This is a genomic window from Streptomyces sp. NPDC001970, from assembly GCF_053594115.1.
The window spans coordinates 1-17,347 of sequence record NZ_JBSFDW010000027.1; the positions used below are offsets into that span (position 1 = coordinate 1).

Annotated in this window: 10 protein-coding genes; 7 read left to right on the forward strand and 3 right to left on the reverse strand. The window is 70.4% G+C overall.

The features are described 5' to 3' along the window. Positions 1-282: 282 nt before the first annotated feature. On the reverse strand, positions 283-3,126 hold the full coding sequence (locus ACWCP0_RS27965) for a glycoside hydrolase family 3 C-terminal domain-containing protein (protein ID WP_451081545.1): 2,844 nt from the start codon (positions 3,124-3,126) through the stop codon (positions 283-285). A 426-nt stretch (positions 3,127-3,552) separates the two neighbouring features. Here ACWCP0_RS27965 and ACWCP0_RS27970 point away from each other — a divergent pair, with 426 nt between their 5' ends. The 7 genes from ACWCP0_RS27970 (at position 3,553) to ACWCP0_RS28000 (ending at position 14,481) form a co-directional block, all read left to right on the forward strand. Continuing rightward, the gene (locus ACWCP0_RS27970) at positions 3,553-5,232 is read left to right on the forward strand and encodes an extracellular solute-binding protein (protein WP_451081546.1); all 1,680 of its coding nucleotides are present in this window, start codon (positions 3,553-3,555) and stop codon (positions 5,230-5,232) included. Continuing rightward, on the forward strand, positions 5,232-6,275 hold the full coding sequence (locus tag ACWCP0_RS27975; protein ID WP_451081547.1) for an ABC transporter permease: 1,044 nt from the start codon (positions 5,232-5,234) through the stop codon (positions 6,273-6,275). The genes ACWCP0_RS27970 and ACWCP0_RS27975 overlap by 1 nt, the downstream gene beginning before the upstream one ends. Further along, positions 6,272-7,198: a carbohydrate ABC transporter permease gene (locus tag ACWCP0_RS27980; RefSeq protein WP_451081548.1), complete on the forward strand. Its 927-nt coding sequence runs from the start codon at positions 6,272-6,274 to the stop codon at positions 7,196-7,198. The genes ACWCP0_RS27975 and ACWCP0_RS27980 overlap by 4 nt, the downstream gene beginning before the upstream one ends. A 137-nt stretch (positions 7,199-7,335) precedes the next feature. Beyond that, positions 7,336-9,558 carry a 1,4-beta-glucanase gene (locus ACWCP0_RS27985; protein WP_451081549.1) on the forward strand — a complete coding sequence of 741 codons (2,223 nt, stop codon included), beginning with the start codon at positions 7,336-7,338 and terminating at the stop codon, positions 9,556-9,558. Further along, entirely contained in the window at positions 9,558-11,552 is a 1,995-nt protein-coding gene (locus tag ACWCP0_RS27990) for a beta-galactosidase (protein WP_451081550.1), read from the forward strand. The genes ACWCP0_RS27985 and ACWCP0_RS27990 overlap by 1 nt, the downstream gene beginning before the upstream one ends. Further along, entirely contained in the window at positions 11,549-13,732 is a 2,184-nt protein-coding gene (locus tag ACWCP0_RS27995) for a glycosyl hydrolase family 95 catalytic domain-containing protein (protein ID WP_451081551.1), read from the forward strand. The genes ACWCP0_RS27990 and ACWCP0_RS27995 overlap by 4 nt, the downstream gene beginning before the upstream one ends. A 35-nt stretch (positions 13,733-13,767) precedes the next feature. Then, the gene (locus ACWCP0_RS28000; protein WP_451081552.1) at positions 13,768-14,481 is read left to right on the forward strand and encodes a glycoside hydrolase family 12 protein; all 714 of its coding nucleotides are present in this window, start codon (positions 13,768-13,770) and stop codon (positions 14,479-14,481) included. Between the two features lie 139 nt (positions 14,482-14,620). On the opposite strand, the gene ACWCP0_RS28005 is transcribed toward ACWCP0_RS28000, so the two are convergent. Together ACWCP0_RS28005 and ACWCP0_RS28010 are read right to left on the reverse strand one after the other, a co-directional pair. Then, positions 14,621-14,743 carry a hypothetical protein gene (locus ACWCP0_RS28005; protein ID WP_451081553.1) on the reverse strand — a complete coding sequence of 41 codons (123 nt, stop codon included), beginning with the start codon at positions 14,741-14,743 and terminating at the stop codon, positions 14,621-14,623. Positions 14,744-15,275: 532 nt separating this feature from the next. Beyond that, positions 15,276-17,345, reverse strand: coding sequence for a glycoside hydrolase family 31 protein (locus ACWCP0_RS28010; protein WP_451081554.1), 2,070 nt, complete (start codon positions 17,343-17,345; stop codon positions 15,276-15,278). Between the last annotated feature and the right edge of the window lie 2 nt (positions 17,346-17,347).

Sequence of the window (17,347 nt, forward strand, 5' to 3'; positions counted from 1 at the left end):
CGAGCAGAAGCCGTCCGTGACGGCATCCTGCCCGCTACACTCCCACCGCTCGACGCTTCCCCAGGTCAAGCCACGAAGTACTGCTGGAGTACTAGTGCTGTGACCACATAGGTTCGCCGGGTTGGTGGTTGTGGCGGTTGGATGTGCGGTGACGTCCGATCCGACTGCGGGGGGTGTGGTGGCCGAGCCTGTCCGTGTGCGCAGGTTGACCGACCAGGAGGGGCAGAAGCTGCAGCAGATCGTGCGCCGGGGCAGCTCCGGTGCCGGGCCCCTTCCGGAACCTCAGCCGGAGAAGCCGACGTGCGCGAGCCGCAAGGGGCCGCGCAGCCCGATCCGCAGGTCCCGCACGCCGGTGGCCGCGAACTCGGCGCGGACGGTGGTGTACTCGTACGGGCCGCCGGTCGCCGTGACGTCGAGCGAGGCGAGGACCGGTCCCCCGGGCAGGGAGAGCTCGACCGTGCCCGCGCCGGCCGCCTCGACGGACACGCCCGTGACGCCGTCGCCGAAGTCGCAGCGAAGGAAGACCAGTTCGCCCGCCTCGCCGTCCGCCGGTGTCACCGCGTCGCCCGACGTCCTGCTGCGGTCGACGATGGTGGTGGCGAGGTGGTCGTCGTAGTCGGCGGCCTCCAGCCCGCGCTCGACGACGGGGCGCGGGCCCGCCGCGGGGCCGTCGATCCGGAGGGTCTCGCTCAGCCGGATGTCCGCGCTGGACGCCCCCACCAGCAGTTCGTACGGGCCCGGCTCGACCCACCAGCGGCCGTGGGCGACATCCCAGAACCCGAGTCTCGCGACGGGGAGTTCGAAGCTCAGTTCCGCCGAGGCGCCGGGCGTCAGGTGGACGCGGCGGTACGCGGCCAGTTGGCGACGCGGGCGGGGGATCGCGGGATCGACGGCCCGGGTGTAGAGCTGGGCGACCTCGTCGGCGGGGACGTCACCCGTGTTGGTGACGGTGAAAGAGATGCGGAGCAGTTCTCCGTCGCGCCGAACCGCAAGGTTCTCGTACGCGAAGGAGGTATACGACAGGCCGTGGCCGAAGGGGAAGAGCGGGGTGCCCTCGAAGTACAGATACGTCTGGCGGCCGCCGATCACGTCGTAGTCCAGGAGGTCCGGCAGGTCGTCGTCCGAGGTGTACCAGGTCTGCGGCAGCCGGCCGGCCGGGGAGACGTCGCCGGCCAGCACGCGGGCGAGTGCCGTGCCCGCCGCCTGGCCGCCGTGCGCGGTCCACAGCAGGGCCGGGAGGTCCTCGTGTCCGACGGCGTACGGGTAGGCGGAGACGAGGGTGAGCGCCGTGCGCGGGTTCGCGGCGCGGGCGGCGCGGAGCAGGCGCTCCTGGTGGGTGGGGAGGCGCAGGGTCGTGCGGTCCTCGGTCTCGCGGCCGTTGATGTGCGGGTCGTTGCCCGCGACCACGATCACCACGTCCGCCGCGTCCGCCGCGCGGCTCACCGCGTCCTCGCCGCGCTCGGTGACCATCACGTCGAAGACTTCCGCGTCCGCGGGGTCTTTTGCGGCAACCTTCACGCCGTCGGCGGCGACAGAGACGTACCGGCCCGTGCTGATGTGCTTGAGGAGGTGGCCGCTCTCGTGGGTCTCGTGCGATTCGAGGCGGAACGTCTCCTGGACGACCCAGCCGCCGGGCTGGTCGGCGGAGGCGCGGACGAAACCGTCCTCGGCGACCGAGAGATAGCGGCCGCCGGCGGCGCGCAGCGTGAGCACGCCGTCGCCCCAGTCGATCAGCGCGAGTTCGGTCCCGGTGGTGTCGGCGGTCAGCGGCGGCAGGTCCGTGCGACCCGCGAGCAGTGCCGGGTCCAGGGCGCCCTCCGCGCCGCGCACCTCGTCGGCCGTCCCTGCGGCCTTGGGGACCGCCAGGTACGTACCGGACGAGGTCCTCAGGCGTACGCGGTCCACGCCTTCCGCGAAGGTCACGCGGTCGGCGCCGAACCGCTCGCACAGGCCCTGCAGAGGGGTCGAGCGGTGCAGCAGCGTGCCGCTGTACCAGTCGAGCTTGCACTCGTCGGCGAGCAGGCCGACCACGGCGACCCGGGTGCCGGCGGGCAGGGGCAGCAGGCCGTCGTTCTTGAGCAGGACGACTGCCTGCTCGGCGGCCTCCTGGGCGAGGGCGCGGTGGGCCGGGGTGTCGAAGTCCTTGGTGCCGGCGTACGGGTCGAGCCCGGGGTCGAACTCGCCGAGCGAGAAACGGACCGACAGCTGGCGGCGTACCGCCGTGTCGATGTCGGCCGCGGACAGCAGTCCGCGCTCCAGCGCGCCACGCACCCGCGCCACGATCGTCGAACTGTCCGTGCCGTGGTCGGTGAAGCTGTCCACTCCGGCCGCCAGCGCCGCCGCGGTCGCCTCTTCGTGCGTGTCGAAGTAGTGCTCGGAGTCGACCAGGTTGGACGGCGCGCCCGCGTCCGAACAGACCAGCAGCTCGCGTTCCGTCCAGGCGCGCAGATGCTCACGCAGGTATGGCGACACGTGGTTGGGGCGTCCGTTGACCAGGTTGTACGCGGGCATCACCCCGGCGACCGCGCCTGCCTCGACCGTCTCGCGGAAGGCGCGCAGGTCGTACTCGTGCAGCACGCGCGGGCGGACCGAGGAGGACGAAGTGTCGCGGTCCGACTCGTTGTTGTGGGCGAGCCAGTGCTTGAGTACGGGGGCGGTGCGCCAGTACGTGGGGTGATCGCCGCGCAGGCCGCGGGCGTAGGCGGTCGCGATGCCCGAAGTCAGCTTCGGGTCCTCGGAGTAGCCCTCCTCGCCCCGGCCCCACAGGGGATGGCGCAGCAAATTCACCGTGGGGGACCAGACGTTGAGGCCGACCCGGGCATCACGGGCGCGCATGGCGCGCGCCTCGGTGGACACCGTCTCGCCGACCCGGCGTACGAGGTCGTCGTTCCAGGTCGCGCCCAACCCCACCGCCTGCGGGAACACGGTCGCCGGACCCATCCAGGCCACGCCGTGCAACGCCTCCTGCCCGGTGCGGAACGCGGCGACGTCCAGCCGCTCCACGGCGGGGGCGAACTGGTGCAGCATCGCGATCCGCTCGTCGAGTGTGAGCCGAGCCAGCAGATCGTCCACGCGCTCGTCGAACGGCAGATGCGGATCGCGGAAGGGCGGCGGATGTGCGGTCACGTGGGAATCCCCTTGCGGTGGAGCGCGGTGAGCGCCGTTGACGGTGGTGGGGGAGCTGGGGGTACGGGCGGCCGGCCCAGGGCGGTGTGTTGAAGCGCTTCGATGCTCTTGTCGTGGAGTGGTGAGTGTCAAGACATGTCACGGCAACAACTCGGCAGACAACGGGTTTTGTGAGTAACGGGCACAGATCCCTGAAGGGATGAGGAATATGGAAACCGACTCTTGTGTGCCCCCCTTGGTTCACTTAACCTCGCAGCAACATCGAAGCGCTTCGACTAAGGGGACCTGCCGCCGGCGGCGCTGTTGTCCCGGCGCAGTCCCCCGAGGACCGAAGGGAACCGCTTCGGCTCAGCCAGTTCCACTCAAGACACCGCAGCCGACGGCCCCACCGCCGGGTGTCCTGGTGCGCCACGAAGGGTTGACGCAATGACGCCGAACGCCGCTTCCGCCTCCTCCGCCCCGAGCCGGAGAAGCTTCCTCGCATCCACGGCGGTCGCCGCTGCAGCGGTGGCCGGGGGGATGCCGCTCCTCGCCGCCTGCAGCGATTCGGACAGCGGGTCGCGCGAGGGGACCACGTCGGGCAAGGCCGCGGATAAGCTGCTCCCGACGTACGTCGCCAGCACGGTCGCCACGCCGGACCTTCCGTCGAAGAACGGCTCGGCGGCCGGATACACCGGCAAGGTAAACCTCTCGGCCCTCTCCACGTCGGTCCCGGACAAGCTCGGCACCGGCGCCGCCCTCAAGGTCATGTCCCCGTTCTGGGGCTCCCCGCCCAAGCCCGGATGCGCCTACTACACGGCACTCGACGCCGCGGCGGGCACCAAGATCACCTGGCAGAACCAGGACGGCAACACCTACGGCCAGAAGCTCGGTGCCGTCCTCGCCTCCAGCTCCATACCCGACATGGTGGTCGTGCCCAGTTGGGAACTGGTCGGCAAGATCTCGAACGCGGTCACCGCGAAGTTCATGGACCTGGGCCCCTACCTGGCGGGCGACAAGGTCAAGAAGTACCCGAACCTGGCCGCGATCCCCTCCGACGCCTGGCGCATGGGCATCTTCGGCGGCGCGCTGCGCGGCATACCGATGCCCTCCGCCACCGCGTCCTTCATCGTGCCCTACTACCGCAAGGACATCTTCGACAAGAAGGGCTACGCCGTACCCAAGTCGCCCGAGGAGTTCCTCAGCTGGGCCAAGGACGTCACCAGCGCCAAGGCCAAGGTCTACGCCTGCGGCGACATGTCCTGGACCTCCGCCGGCATCTTCGGCGTCCGCCCTTCCGGGTCGCTCGGCTGGAACATCGGGGCCGACGGCAAGCTGACGTACCGCATCGAGCAGCCCGAGTACCTCGAGGCCCTGGAGTGGACCCGCAAGCTGTTCGACGCGGGCGTAGTCCATCCCGACGACAAGGCGCGCTCGGGCGACGCGGGCCAGCGGTTCACCGCCGGGCAAATCCTGGTCTTCAACAACGACGTCTCCCACTGGTACGGCAAGACCGCCGAACAGGCCCAGTCCAACCCGGACTTCGAGATCGACGGTATGGACATCTTCGGCGCCGACGGCGGCGACCCGACCCTGTACGCCTCCCAGCCCGCCACCATCTGGTCGCTGATCCGCAAGGGCGCCTCGAAGACGACCGTGGAGAACGCGCTGGCCGCCGCCAACTTCTCGGCCGCGCCCTACGGCACCAAGGAGCGGATGCTCGTCGACTACGGCGTCGAGGGCACCCACTACACGGTCAAGGACGGTGTCCCGGTCAAGACCGACCAGGGCAACACCGAGGTGATCAACGCCTGGGTGATGCTGGCCGCACCGGCCGCCTACTACGCCCACCCCGACTTCCCCGACGTCGGCCGCAAGCAGGTCGAGTGGCAGCAGCGGATGGGTGCCTTCGTGAAGAAGACGTCCACGTACGGCATGAACATCGTCGAGCCGACTCGCTACGCCAACCTCTCCAGTCAGTTCGAGCAGTTGGAGATCGACTACGTGCGCGGCAACAAGAAGCTGTCCGACGTGCAGGCAGCCATCTCCACCTGGAAGTCCTCCGGCGGCGACAAGCTGCGTGACTGGTACAAGCAGCTTCTCGACAAGAACGGCAGCGGCAACTGATGTCTCTCATGGCCGAGAGCAGGGCCGACGGGACCCGTCCCCCCGCGCCCGTCGAGGAACCGACGGCCGCGGTCGCCGCAGCCACGGCGAAGGAGCGGGTGCCGCGCAAGGCGGGCAAGGTCCCCTTGCGGATCCGGCTGCGCCGCGACCGCACGCTCATCCTGATGACGTTGCCCGTCATCGCCCTGCTCCTGCTCTTCAACTACGTCCCGCTGCTCGGCAACGTCGTCGCCTTCCAGGACTATGACCCGTACGTCTCCAACAACGGTGTCACGGCGATCTTCCACAGTCCCTGGGTCGGGGTGGAGCAGTTCTCGCGGATGGTCGACGACCCGCTGTTCTGGAGCGCGGCGAAGAACACCATCGTGCTGTTCGTGCTCCAACTGGTGCTGTTCTTCCCGATCCCCATCGCCCTTGCGCTGCTCATCAACAGCGTGATCCGGCCCCGGGTCCGGGCCGTGGCGCAGGCGATCATGTATCTGCCGCACTTCTTCTCGTGGGTCCTCGTGGTCACCGTGTTCCAGCAGGTCTTCGGCGGTGCGGGCATCATCGCGCAGAGCCTCGAGGACCATGGGTGGAGCGGCTTCGACCTGATGACCGACGCGAGCCTCTTCAAGTACCTGGTCACCGCGCAGGCCGTATGGAAGGACGCCGGCTGGGGGATCATCGTCTTCCTCGCCGCGCTGGCTGCGGTGAGCACCGATCTGTACGAGGCCGCCGCCATGGACGGTGCGGGGCGCTGGCGGCGCATGTGGCACGTGACGCTGCCCGCGCTGCGCCCGGTGATCGCGCTGCTGCTGGTCCTGCGGGTGGGCGACGCGCTGAGCGTCGGGTTCGAGCAGTTCCTGCTCCAGCGGGACGCGGTCGGCGTGGGGGCCAGCGAGGTCCTCGACACGTACGTGTGGAACATGGGTATCCAGAACGGCGACTTCAGCTACGCGGCCGCGGTCGGCCTCGTCAAGGGAGTCATCGGAGTGTGCCTCGTCGTGGGCGCGAACAAGTTCGCGCACCTGCTCGGCGAGCAGGGGGTGTACCAGAAGTGAGCCTCAACACGCAGCTCATCCGCAGCCTCAGGGCTCCCGCCCGCCCCGTGTGGGAGGAGCAGCCCAGCAAGACCGGACTCACCGTGAAAGGCGGCCTCCTCGCGCTCTGCTGCCTGGGGGTGCTCGGTCCGCTGTGGATCGTGATCGTCACCAGCCTCTCTCCCAAACCCGTGATCGACCGGGTCGGCGGCCTCGTCGTGATCCCCCAGGGCATCACCTTCGTCAACTACACGGAGTTGCTCAGCGGCGGCCAGGTCAGCCGGGCGATCGCGGTCTCGGTCGGCGTCACGCTCTTCGGCACACTGTTCTCGATGGCGGTGTCGGTGCTCGCGGCCTACGGCCTGTCCCGGCCGGGCAGTCTGGGCCACCGGTTCCTGCTGATGACCATGATGGCGACCATGTTCTTCGGGGCCGGCCTCATCCCGACGTACCTTCTGGTGCAGTCGCTGGGCCTCACCGACACCTATCTGTCCCTGATCCTGCCCAGCGCTGTCAGCGTCTTCAACATCCTCGTCCTGCGGGCCTTCTTCATGGGGATCTCCCCCGAACTCACCGAGTCCGCCCGCATCGACGGGGCCGGCGACCTGCGCATCCTGCTCACCATCATCATGCCGCTGTCGCGGGCGGTGCTGGCCGTCATCTCCCTGTTCTACGCGGTCGGGTACTGGAGCGCCTGGTTCAACGCCTCGATCTACCTCACCGACCAGCAGATGATGCCGCTGCAGAACGTGCTCATCCAACTGGTCCAGAAGAACACCGAGGCGCCGACCGGCCTCCAGCAGGCGGTCCGAACCGGTCAACTCTCAGCCCTGGGGCTGCAGATGGCTGTCGTGGTCCTTGCCCTGATCCCCGTCGCGATCGCATCCCCCGTCGTCCAGCGGCACTTCAAGAAGGGCATGCTCACGGGGGCCGTCAAGGGCTGAAGCCCGTGGGGGCCGCGGTCGGCTCCTGGCTGCGGGTTGTCCGTGGCCGGTCGCACCCACGCGCCGGAGCCGCATATCGATACAGCCCCGTACCCCTGGTTTCCCACGTCCCCTCTCTCGCAAAGTCGAGGTAAGCCATGAGCACGTCCCGCCTGAGCAGACGAGCCGTCCTTGCCGGGACCGCCACCGCCGCGCTCGCTGCCGTCCCGTCCCTCCCGGGGCGCGCGGCAGCCGCGGAGCCCACGGCCACGTCCGCGCCCGCCTACCGCTGGCGCAACGCCGCCATCGGCGGCACCGGATTCATCACCGGCGTCCTCTTCCACCCCTCCGTGCGCGGCCTCGCCTATGCGCGCACGGACATCGGGGGTGCCTACCGGTGGGACGACGGCGCCGCGCGCTGGACCCCGCTCACCGATCACCTCGGCTGGGACGACTGGAACCTCCTCGGGGTGGAGGCGATGGCCGTCGACCCCGCGTACCCCGACCGCCTCTACCTCGCCCTCGGCACCTACTCCCAGCCCTGGGCCGGCAACGGAGCCGTCCTCCGTTCCGAGGACCGCGGCACCACCTGGACCCGCACCGACCTCACCGTGAAGCTCGGCGCCAACGAGGACGGCCGGGGGACCGGCGAGCGGCTGCTCGTCGATCCGCGGGACAGTGACACGCTGTGGCTCGGCACCCGGCACGACGGACTGCTCAAGTCCACCGACCGGGGCGCCTCCTGGGCGCCCGCCACGGCATTCCCCGCGAACCCCAGCCCCTCCGGACAGGGCGTCACCCTCCTCGTCGCCGCCGGGCGGGCCGTCTACGCCGGACGGGGTGCCGCCGACGGCACCACCGGCTCCGTCAACCTCTACCGCACTGCCGACGGCAAAACCTGGCTCCCCGTCCCCGGTCAGCCCACCGGCAACTCCGCCAAGGTCCCGATCCGCGCCGCCTACGACCGTCACACCCAGGCGCTGTATGTGACGTACGCCAATGCACCCGGGCCCAACGGCCAGTCCGTCGGCAGCGTGTACAAGTTGGCCACCAGCACCGGCAAGTGGACCGACGTCACGCCCGTGAAGCCGGGCGAGACCGACCAGGACGGCTCCACCGACAACTTCGGCTACGGCGGGGTTGCCGTCGGCGCCCGCCGCCCCGGTACCGTCGTCGTCTCCACCAACAACCGCTGGGCCGCCATCGACACGCTCTACCGGTCCACAGACGGCGGGCGCACCTGGACCTCCCTCAAGGACTCCGCCGTCTTCGACGTGTCCGAGACTCCCTTCCTCAAGTGGGGGGGTGACCAGCCCAAGTTCGGCTGGTGGATCCAGGCGGTCGCTCTCGACCCGTACGACTCCTGCCACATCGTCTACGGCACCGGCGCCACCCTCTACGGCACCCGCGACCTCACCCACTGGGCCCCGCAGATCCGCGGCCTGGAGGAGGCGTCCGTGGTCCAGCTGGTCTCGCCCCCGGTCGGGGAGGCGCACCTGCTCAGCGGTTCGCGGGACATCGGCGTGATGTACCACGAGCGGCTCACGGCGTCTCCGTCGCGCGGCATGGCGACGAACCCCGTGTTCGGGTCGGCGACGGGACTCGCGCAGGCCGCGGGCAGGCCGGCGTACGTCGTGCGCACCGGCTGGGGCGATCACGGCAACGGTGCCTACTCGAACGACGGCGGGCAGACCTGGGCGCCCTTCGCGGCCCAGCCCGACATCGCCAAGAGCGCACCGGGGCCGGTCGCCACCAACGCCGACGGCAGCGTGCTGCTGTGGTCCTTCGTGCACTGGGACGGCACGAAGTACGCGGCGCATCGCTCCGCCGACAACGGCACGACCTGGTCCGAGGTCTCCTCCTTCCCGAAGGGCGCTACGCCGGTCGCCGACCCGGTCGACCCGGCGCTCTTCTACGCGTACGACTCCGACACGGGAACGCTGTACGCCAGCACTGACAGTGGCCTTTCCTTCACGGCGCGTACGACCGGTCTGCCCTCCGGCGACAGCCAGTTCAAGCTGGTCGCGGCGCCGGGGCGGTCCGGCGACCTGTGGCTGAGTGTCAAGTGGAACGGGCTCCACCGGTCCACCGACGGCGGCGTCACCTTCACCAAGGTCGACAGCTGCTGGGCCTCGTACACCCTCGGCTTCGGCAAGGCCGCCGACGGCGCCGACTACCCGGCGATCTACCAGGTCGGCGCCACCGAGAACATCACCGCCGTGTACCGCTCCGACGACGCGGCCAAGACCTGGGTGCGGATCAACGACGACGCCCACCAGTGGGGCTGGACCGGCGAGGTCATCATCGGTGACCCGCGCGTGTACGGGCGGGTGTACCTGGCCACCAACGGCCGCGGGATCCAGTACGGGGAGCTCATCTGATGGCCGCGACCGACAAGCCCTCCCTCGCCGACGCCACCCGCGGCCGTCTCCTCTTCGGCGGCGACTACAACCCCGAGCAGTGGCCCGAGGCGACCTGGCACGAGGACGTCCGCCTCATGAAGGACGCCGGCGTCAACTCCGTCACCCTCGGCGTGTTCGCCTGGGCGAAGCTCGAACCCCATCCTGGGGCAAGGGAATTCGGCTGGCTCGACCGGCTCATGGACCTGATGCACGCGGGTGGCATCGGCGTCGTCCTCGCCACCCCCACCGCCTCGCCGCCCCCGTGGATGGGCCGCCTCCACCCCGACACCCTCCCGCGGGACGAGGACGGCCGCACCGAGTGGTGGGGCTCCCGTCAGCACTTCTCGCACTCCAGCGCAACCTACCGGCGCTACGCCGCCGCCATCGCCGAGGACCTCGCCGCCCGCTACGCCGGCCACCCCGCCCTCACCATGTGGCACATCAACAACGAGTACTGCACCTACGACTGGGGCGACGAGTCCGCGGCCGCCTTCCGCCGCTGGCTCCAGGACAAGTACGGCGCGCTCGACGCCCTCAACGAGGCCTGGGGAACCGCCTTCTGGAGCCAGGGCTACGGCGACTGGTACGAGGTCCTGCCGCCCCGCCGCGCGCACTACATGAAGAACCCCACTCAGGTCCTGGACTTCAAGCGGTTCACCTCCGACATGCTCCTGGAGTGCTACCTCGCCGAACGCGACATCGTCGCCCGGCACACCCCGCACATCCCGGTGACGACCAACTTCATGCCGTTCTGGCAGGGCCAGGACGCCTGGACCTGGGCCGAGCAGGAGGACGTGGTCTCGGTCGACAGCTACCCGGACCCGCACGACCCCTTCGGCGGTCAGTACGGGGCGTTGCTCCACGACATGACCCGCTCGCAGGCCCGCGGCGGCCCCTGGATGCTCATGGAGCAGGCGGCCGGGTCGGTCAACTGGCGCGGGGTCAACCGTCCCAGGCCCGCCGGCCTCAACCGGCTCTGGTCCCTGCAGGCAGTGGCGCGCGGCGCCGACGCCATCTGCTACTTCCAGTGGCGGCAGTCCCGGCAGGGCTCGGAGAAATTCCACTCCGGCATGGTCAGTCATGCGGGGGAGCACGGCCGTACCTTCCAGGAGGTCAAGCGAATCGGCGCCGAACTCGCCCTGTTGAGCGAGAAGGTGACGGGCACGAAGGTGGACGCTCCCGAAGTCGCCGTACTCCTCGACTGGAACGCCTGGTGGGCGAGCCGGCAGGACGGGCGGCTCTCCTGCGAAGTCGACTACCCGCAGATCGTCCGCGCCTGGCACCGCGCCCTGTGGGAGGCGCACACCACGGCCGACTTCGCGCACCCCGAGCACGACCTGTCGGCGTACAAGCTGGTCGTCGTCCCGCAGCTGTACGTGATGACGGACGCGGCGATCGACAACCTGACCTTCTACGTCGAGAACGGCGGAACCCTCGTCGCCGGCTTCCAGACCGGTACCGCCGACGAGGACGACCGCGTACGCCCCGGCGGCATGGACGCCCGGCTGCGTGAGCTGTTCGGGATCCGTGTCCTGCACGAGTGGTGGCCGCTGGACGCGGGCGAGACGGTCGACATCGAGGGCTTCCACGGCACCCTGTGGTCCGAGGAGATCGAGGCCGCGGACGGCATCACGGAGACGACGCCCTACAAGGGCGGCGAACTCGACGGTCTCCCCGCCGTCCTGCGCAACGGCCGCGCCTGGTACGTCTCCACCCTCCCCGAGCCGCACGCCCTGCGCACGCTGCTCGCCGGCATCGCCGCCGACGCGGGCGCAGGACCGACCCTCACCGGACTCCCGGCGCGCGTGGAGGCCGTACGCCGGGGAGGGCTGCTGTTCCTGCTCAACCATGGGCGCGACGCCGTCACCGTCCCGGTACCCGGCCGCCACCGCGACCTGCTGACGGGCGCGGACGTCACCGACGGCGTGCAGCTGGGCCGTTACGGAGTCGCCGTACTGGAGGCCGCACCATGACCGGGCCCGTCCACGGAACCTGGGAGCCCGCCCCCGCCGCCCGCTGGGAGGACGCCTTTCTGACCGGCAACGGCCACCATGGCGCCCTTGTGTTCGGGGATCCGAACGACGACCGTGTCATCGTCACCCACCACACCCTCGTCCGGCCCAACGGCGGCGAACACGCCCGGCCACCGCAGCTCGCCGCCGAACTCCCCGACCTCCAAACGCGGTTGCTCGGCGGCGACCCGACCGCCGCCGAGGGCTTCACCGACGGCCGCCCGTTCCAATGGGTGCAGCCGTTCCACCCCGCCTTCCAGGTGCGGCTGCGGCGGCCGTCCGGCGACAGACACGGCTACCGGCGCGACGTCGACTTCGCCACCGGCGTCGTGCGGGCGGCCCGCGGCGAATTCAGCAGCCGCGTCTTCGTCTCCCGCGCCGACGACGTGATCGTGCAGCACGTCACCGCCCCCGCCCTCACCCTCGACGTCTCCCTGGATCACCGGCTCCCCGGCTCGCCCGCCGCGCTGGGCGTCGGCCATGGAACCGTCCTCGTCCCCGAGGGCGCACTGCTCAGCCTGCGCGCCCGCTACCCGGACAGCGACCGCGCCTACACCGGCGTCACCCTGGTCGCCGTCACGGGCGGCAGGACGACGCTCGAGCCCCCCGGCGTGCACATCGAGGGCGCCCAAGCCGTCCTGCTGCTGACCCGGGTGCGCCGGCACACCGGTGAGCTGGACGTCGTCACGGAGGGCCGCGCCCTGCGCGATCTGCTCGCCGTGTCCGACGACCTCCTCGACCGCCACCTGCCCCTGCACCGCACCGCTTACCAGCGCGTCACCCTCGACCTCGCCGCCGACCCGGCCGATCGCGCCCTCCCCGGCTCCGAGCTGCTCCGACGCCCCCACAGCCCGGCCCTCCTCGAACGCCTTTTCGCCGCCGGCCGCTACCACCTCCTGTCCGCCTCCGGTCTGCTCCCGCCCCGGCTGACCGGCCTGTGGACCGGCGACTGGAACACCGCCTGGTCCGGCGCGTTCACCACGAACGCCAACCTCAACCTCCAGACGGCGTCCGCCGCTGCCGCCGCGCTCCCCGAGGTCACCGAGGCCCACGCCGCCCTGATCCACCGGCAGCTTCCGCACTGGCGGGACAACGCCCGCGCTATCTTCGGCGCCCGGGGCATCGCCGCGCCCAGCCACACCGACGGCGAGTCCGGGTACACGTACCACTTCTCCCGCGAATATCCCCTGCATCTATGGACCGCCGGCGCCGACTGGCTGCTCAAACCCCTCGTCGACCACGACGAGACGCGCGGTGAGCGCGACCCGCGCACCGCCGCCGTGCTCGCCGAAGTCGCCCTGTTCTACGAGGATTTCCTCACCCGGAGGGACGCCGACGGCCACCTGGTCGTCGTCCCTTCCTACTCGCCGGAGAACCGGCCCGCGAACGCGAGCTGGGGCGCGATCAACGCGGCCATGGACCTCTCGGCGGCTCGGCACGCCCTGCGCACGGCCGCTGACCACCACCCGGAGCACGCCGACCGCTGGCGCGCCCTGGCCGACCGCCTCCCACCGCACCGCGTCAACGCCGACGGCGCCCTCGCCGAATGGGCCTGGCCGGGCCTGCAGGACAACTACGACCATCGCCACCTCAGCCATCTCTACGGCGTCTGGCCGCTAGACGAGATCAACCCGTACGACACCCCCGACCTGGCCGAGGCGGCCCACCGGGCCCTCGCACTGCGCGGCGCCGAGAACGACTCCGCGCACGGTCATCTGCACCACGCCCTGATCGCGGCCCGGCTCCGGGACGGCGAGCGGGTCGCGCGGGCGGTCACGCATGTCCTGAACGGCGACTTCTTCCACGCCTCCTTGATGAGCGCGCACTACCCGAAGCGCGACGTCTACAACGCCGACGCCGCCCACGCCCTGCCCGCCGTACTGATCGAGATGCTCGTCCAGTCGACGCCCGACCGCCTCGTCCTCCTCCCCGCGCTGCCGACCGGCCTCCCCGCGGGCGAACTCCGTGGGGTGCGCACCCGGTTCGGGGCCGAGCTCGACCTCAGCTGGACGGCCGACAGCGCCACCGCCGTGCTGCGACCGAGCCGCACCCTCCGCGTCGACCTCCGGACTTTCTCCGGCACCCGGCCGCTCGACCTCGTCGCCGGAGAAGACCGCGTCCTCCCTCTGGAGGCGCGGTAATCCCCGCAATTCCCCCCACCCATGGAAGGGACACCATGGCAAGACGCACGCTCGGCAAGGTCACCAAGGCCCTGCTGGCCCCGGCCCTCGCGCTCGGCGCCACCATCGGCCTCGCCTCCGCACCCGCCCACGCCGCCGTCTGGTACTCCTGGGACCAGTGGGGCAATACCAACCTGGGCGGCTACACGCTCTACAACAACATCTGGGGCTCCGGCGCCGGCAGTCAGCTCATCTGGGCCAACTCCGGCACCAACTGGGGCGTCTGGGCCGACCACCCCAACACCGGCGGCATCAAGTCCTACCCCAACTCCAAGAAGGTGATCAACAAGTCGATCACCTCGCTGCGCTCGCTCACCAGCAACTACAACGTCACCGTCCCGTGGTCCGGCGCGTACAACACGTCGTACGACATCTGGGACACCGACCACGATTACGAGATCATGCTCTGGGTGAACTACACCGGGGCGGTCGGCCCGCTGGGCACCTGGCAGGCCACCGTCACCCTCGGCGGCCACACCTGGAACGTCTACAAGGGCAACAACGGCGCCAACGAGGTCTTCTCGTTCCTGCGCACGTCCAACTCCAGCTCCGGCAGCGTCGACATCCTCCCCATCCTGAGGTGGATCAAGGACACCAAGCACTGGATGGGCGACGAGACCATCGGTGACGTGCAGTTCGGCTACGAGATCACCTCCTCGTCCGGCGGTATGGACTTCCGCACCGACAACCTGACGGTCAGCAGCAGCTGACCGGCCGTCCGGGCCGGTCCGCACCTCGGGGGCCGGCCCGGACCCGCAGAACCAACAGCAGCTCGCACCCCCTGGACCGACGACGACCGCTGGCGCGACGAGGACCACCGCGACTACCCGAACCTACGAGAACACCGGATCAGCAGCCCGCGGGCGTGCGCGGCAGCGACACCCGCAGTCCGTCCCCGGCCGTCACGACCGTCCAGCCGGCAGGCGTGACGGACGGGTGAAGGATCTCCGTACGGACCTCATGTCCCGCCATGTCCCTTATGGGCACTCAAAGTTCCGAAGTCTCCCCGCCACGCCGCCACACCGAGACGTACGACGGAGCGTCCGGCACCCGCATCCCAGCTCCACCCACTCGTCCACCCACCCCGGCAGCCCGCTGCGGCCCAGCGGGCCAGAACGGCACGGCTCGCGCGAGATCCCCGCGGATCGTCTTGTAGGTGGCCACCGCGTCCCGCACGCGCCCGATCCGGTGCTCCGAGATCCGACGTCGGGGGAGGGCAGGCCGCCGAGCAGCAGACTGCTGACGGACTGGACGACGAGGGACTCGGCACCGTCCGCCGCATTTGGTGTCGCCGCCATGGCAGCCACCCTTTTTGCAGCCGGCCCCGCGGCCGCCCCCCAACGCCCCAACCTGGAAGAAGTCCAAGGCGGAGGGCAGCGGCCGGAAGCCGAACCGCGTCGGTCGCCATTACCAGCCGGCGCGCGAGCTGATCCAGGACGACCTCGGCCACCGGGACCTCCCCGGCGGCCGAGGTTGTCGTCCCCCGACTGGCGTGCCGCCGCCGCTACTCGGCGATCGGAATCGAGGCTCCGTCCCGCAGGAACAGCGGGATGCGGTCCAGCGGTGCGTCGACGGTGACGATTTCGCCGCCCTCGTACGTCTCACCGGTCCACGCGTCGGTCCACCGGGCACCCGCCGGGAGATACGTCATCCACGTCCTCGCGCCGGACTCCAGAACCGGGGCGACCAGCAGATCCGGCCCGAACATGTACACGTGCTCGAACTGCCAGGCAAGCTCGTCCTGCGGGAACTCCAGGAACAGCGGCCGCATCACCGGCAGGCCCTCCTCGTGGGCCTCCCGCATGACCTTCAGGACGTACGGCTTCAGGCGCTCGCGCAGCCGCACATACTGTTCGAGGATCGCGCCGGTCTCCTCGCCGTACGACCATACCTCGTTGGGACCGCCCGTCATCTCCGGGCCGAGCGGCATGCCCGGGTCGCGGAAGCCGTGCAGGCGCATCAGCGGGGACAGCGCGCCGAACTGGAACCAGCGGACCATCACCTCGCGGTACGCCGGGTCGTCCGGGTCGCCGCCGTGGAAGCCGCCGATGTCGGTGTTCCACCAGGGGATGCCGGAGAGGCCCGTGTTGAGGCCGGCCGCGACCTGGCGACGCAGGGTCGGGAAGTCGGTGCCGATGTCACCGGACCACAGGGCGGCGCCGTAGCGCTGGCTGCCCGCCCACGCCGAGCGGTTGAGGGTGATGATGTCCTCCTCGCCGGCGGCCAGTAGGCCTTCGTAGAAGGTGCGGGCGTTCTCGGCCGGGTAGATGTTGCCGACCTCCAGGCCAGGGCCCGCCCAGTAGCGCAGATTCTCCTGGAAGCCCGGCTTCAGCTCCGGCTCGCAGGCGTCCAGCCAGAAGGCCTTGATGCCGTACGGGATGAGGTAGTTGTCGCGAACGCGCGACCACACGAACGTACGGGCGTCCGGGTTCGTGGAGTCGTAGAAGGCCACCTGAACGGTCGACGCGACCTCCTTGTCCGGCCAGTCGGCGTGCGCCATCGGGCCGTACTGGGTGCCGATGAAGTAGCCGCGCTGTTCCATGACCGGGTGGTTCTCCGACAGCGGGGAGACCGACGGCCACACGGAGACGACGAGCTTGATGCCGAGCTCGTCCAGCTCGCGGACCATCGCCGCCGGGTCCGGCCACTCCCTCGGGTCGAACTTCCACTCGCCCAGATGCGTCCAGTGGAAGAAGTCGCAGACGATCGCGGAGATCGGCAGGCCGCGCCGCTTGTACTCCCGTGCCACGGCCAGCAGTTCGTCCTGGGTGCGATAGCGCAGCTTGCACTGCCAGAAGCCGGCGGCCCACTCGGGCAGCATGGGCGTGCGGCCCGCCACGGCGCTGTAGCGGCGCTGGGCGTCGGCAGGGGTGCCCGCCGTGATCCAGTAGTCGATCTGGCGGGCGGAGTCGGCGACCCAGCGGGTGCCGTTGTCCGCCAGCTCGACGCGGCCGATCGCGGGGCTGTTCCACAGCAGCGTGTAACCACGGCTGGAGGTGAGCACCGGAATGGTCACCTCGGCGTTGCGCTGCACCAGGTCCAGGACGGCGCCCTTCTGGTCCAGCCGCCCGTGCTGGTGCTGGCCGAGGCCGTAGAGCTTCTCGCCCTCGTACGCACAGAAGCGCTGCTCCAGGCGGTGGTGGCCGTTGCCGGTCGGCGTGTACAGACGCGGGCCCGGCCACCAGAAGTGGGCCCGTTCCTCGGTGAGCAGTTCGGTGCCGTCGTCGGTGCGGACGAACCGGATCAGGCCCTCCGAACTGACCAGGACGGTGATCGCGCCTACGGTCAACTGCCCCTGGACTTCCTCAATCTTGACCGTCGAGGCGGGGGCGGTCTGCGGGTCCTCGAGGAGCGCGCCGGGCAGTCCCTCGAGGACCGGGCCGCCGAGCCGGGCCCGTACACGGACCGCGTCCGGGCCCCAGGGCTCGATGCGTACGATCTCCTGGCGGCCGGTCCACTCCAGCGCGCCGTCGCGTTCGTGGAATGTGCCAAGGGTGGGCGACGACTGGGCCAGGCTGGGCGAGTTCTCTCCGGGCTGGTTCGCGCCCGACTGGTTCACGGCAGGCAGATTCACGC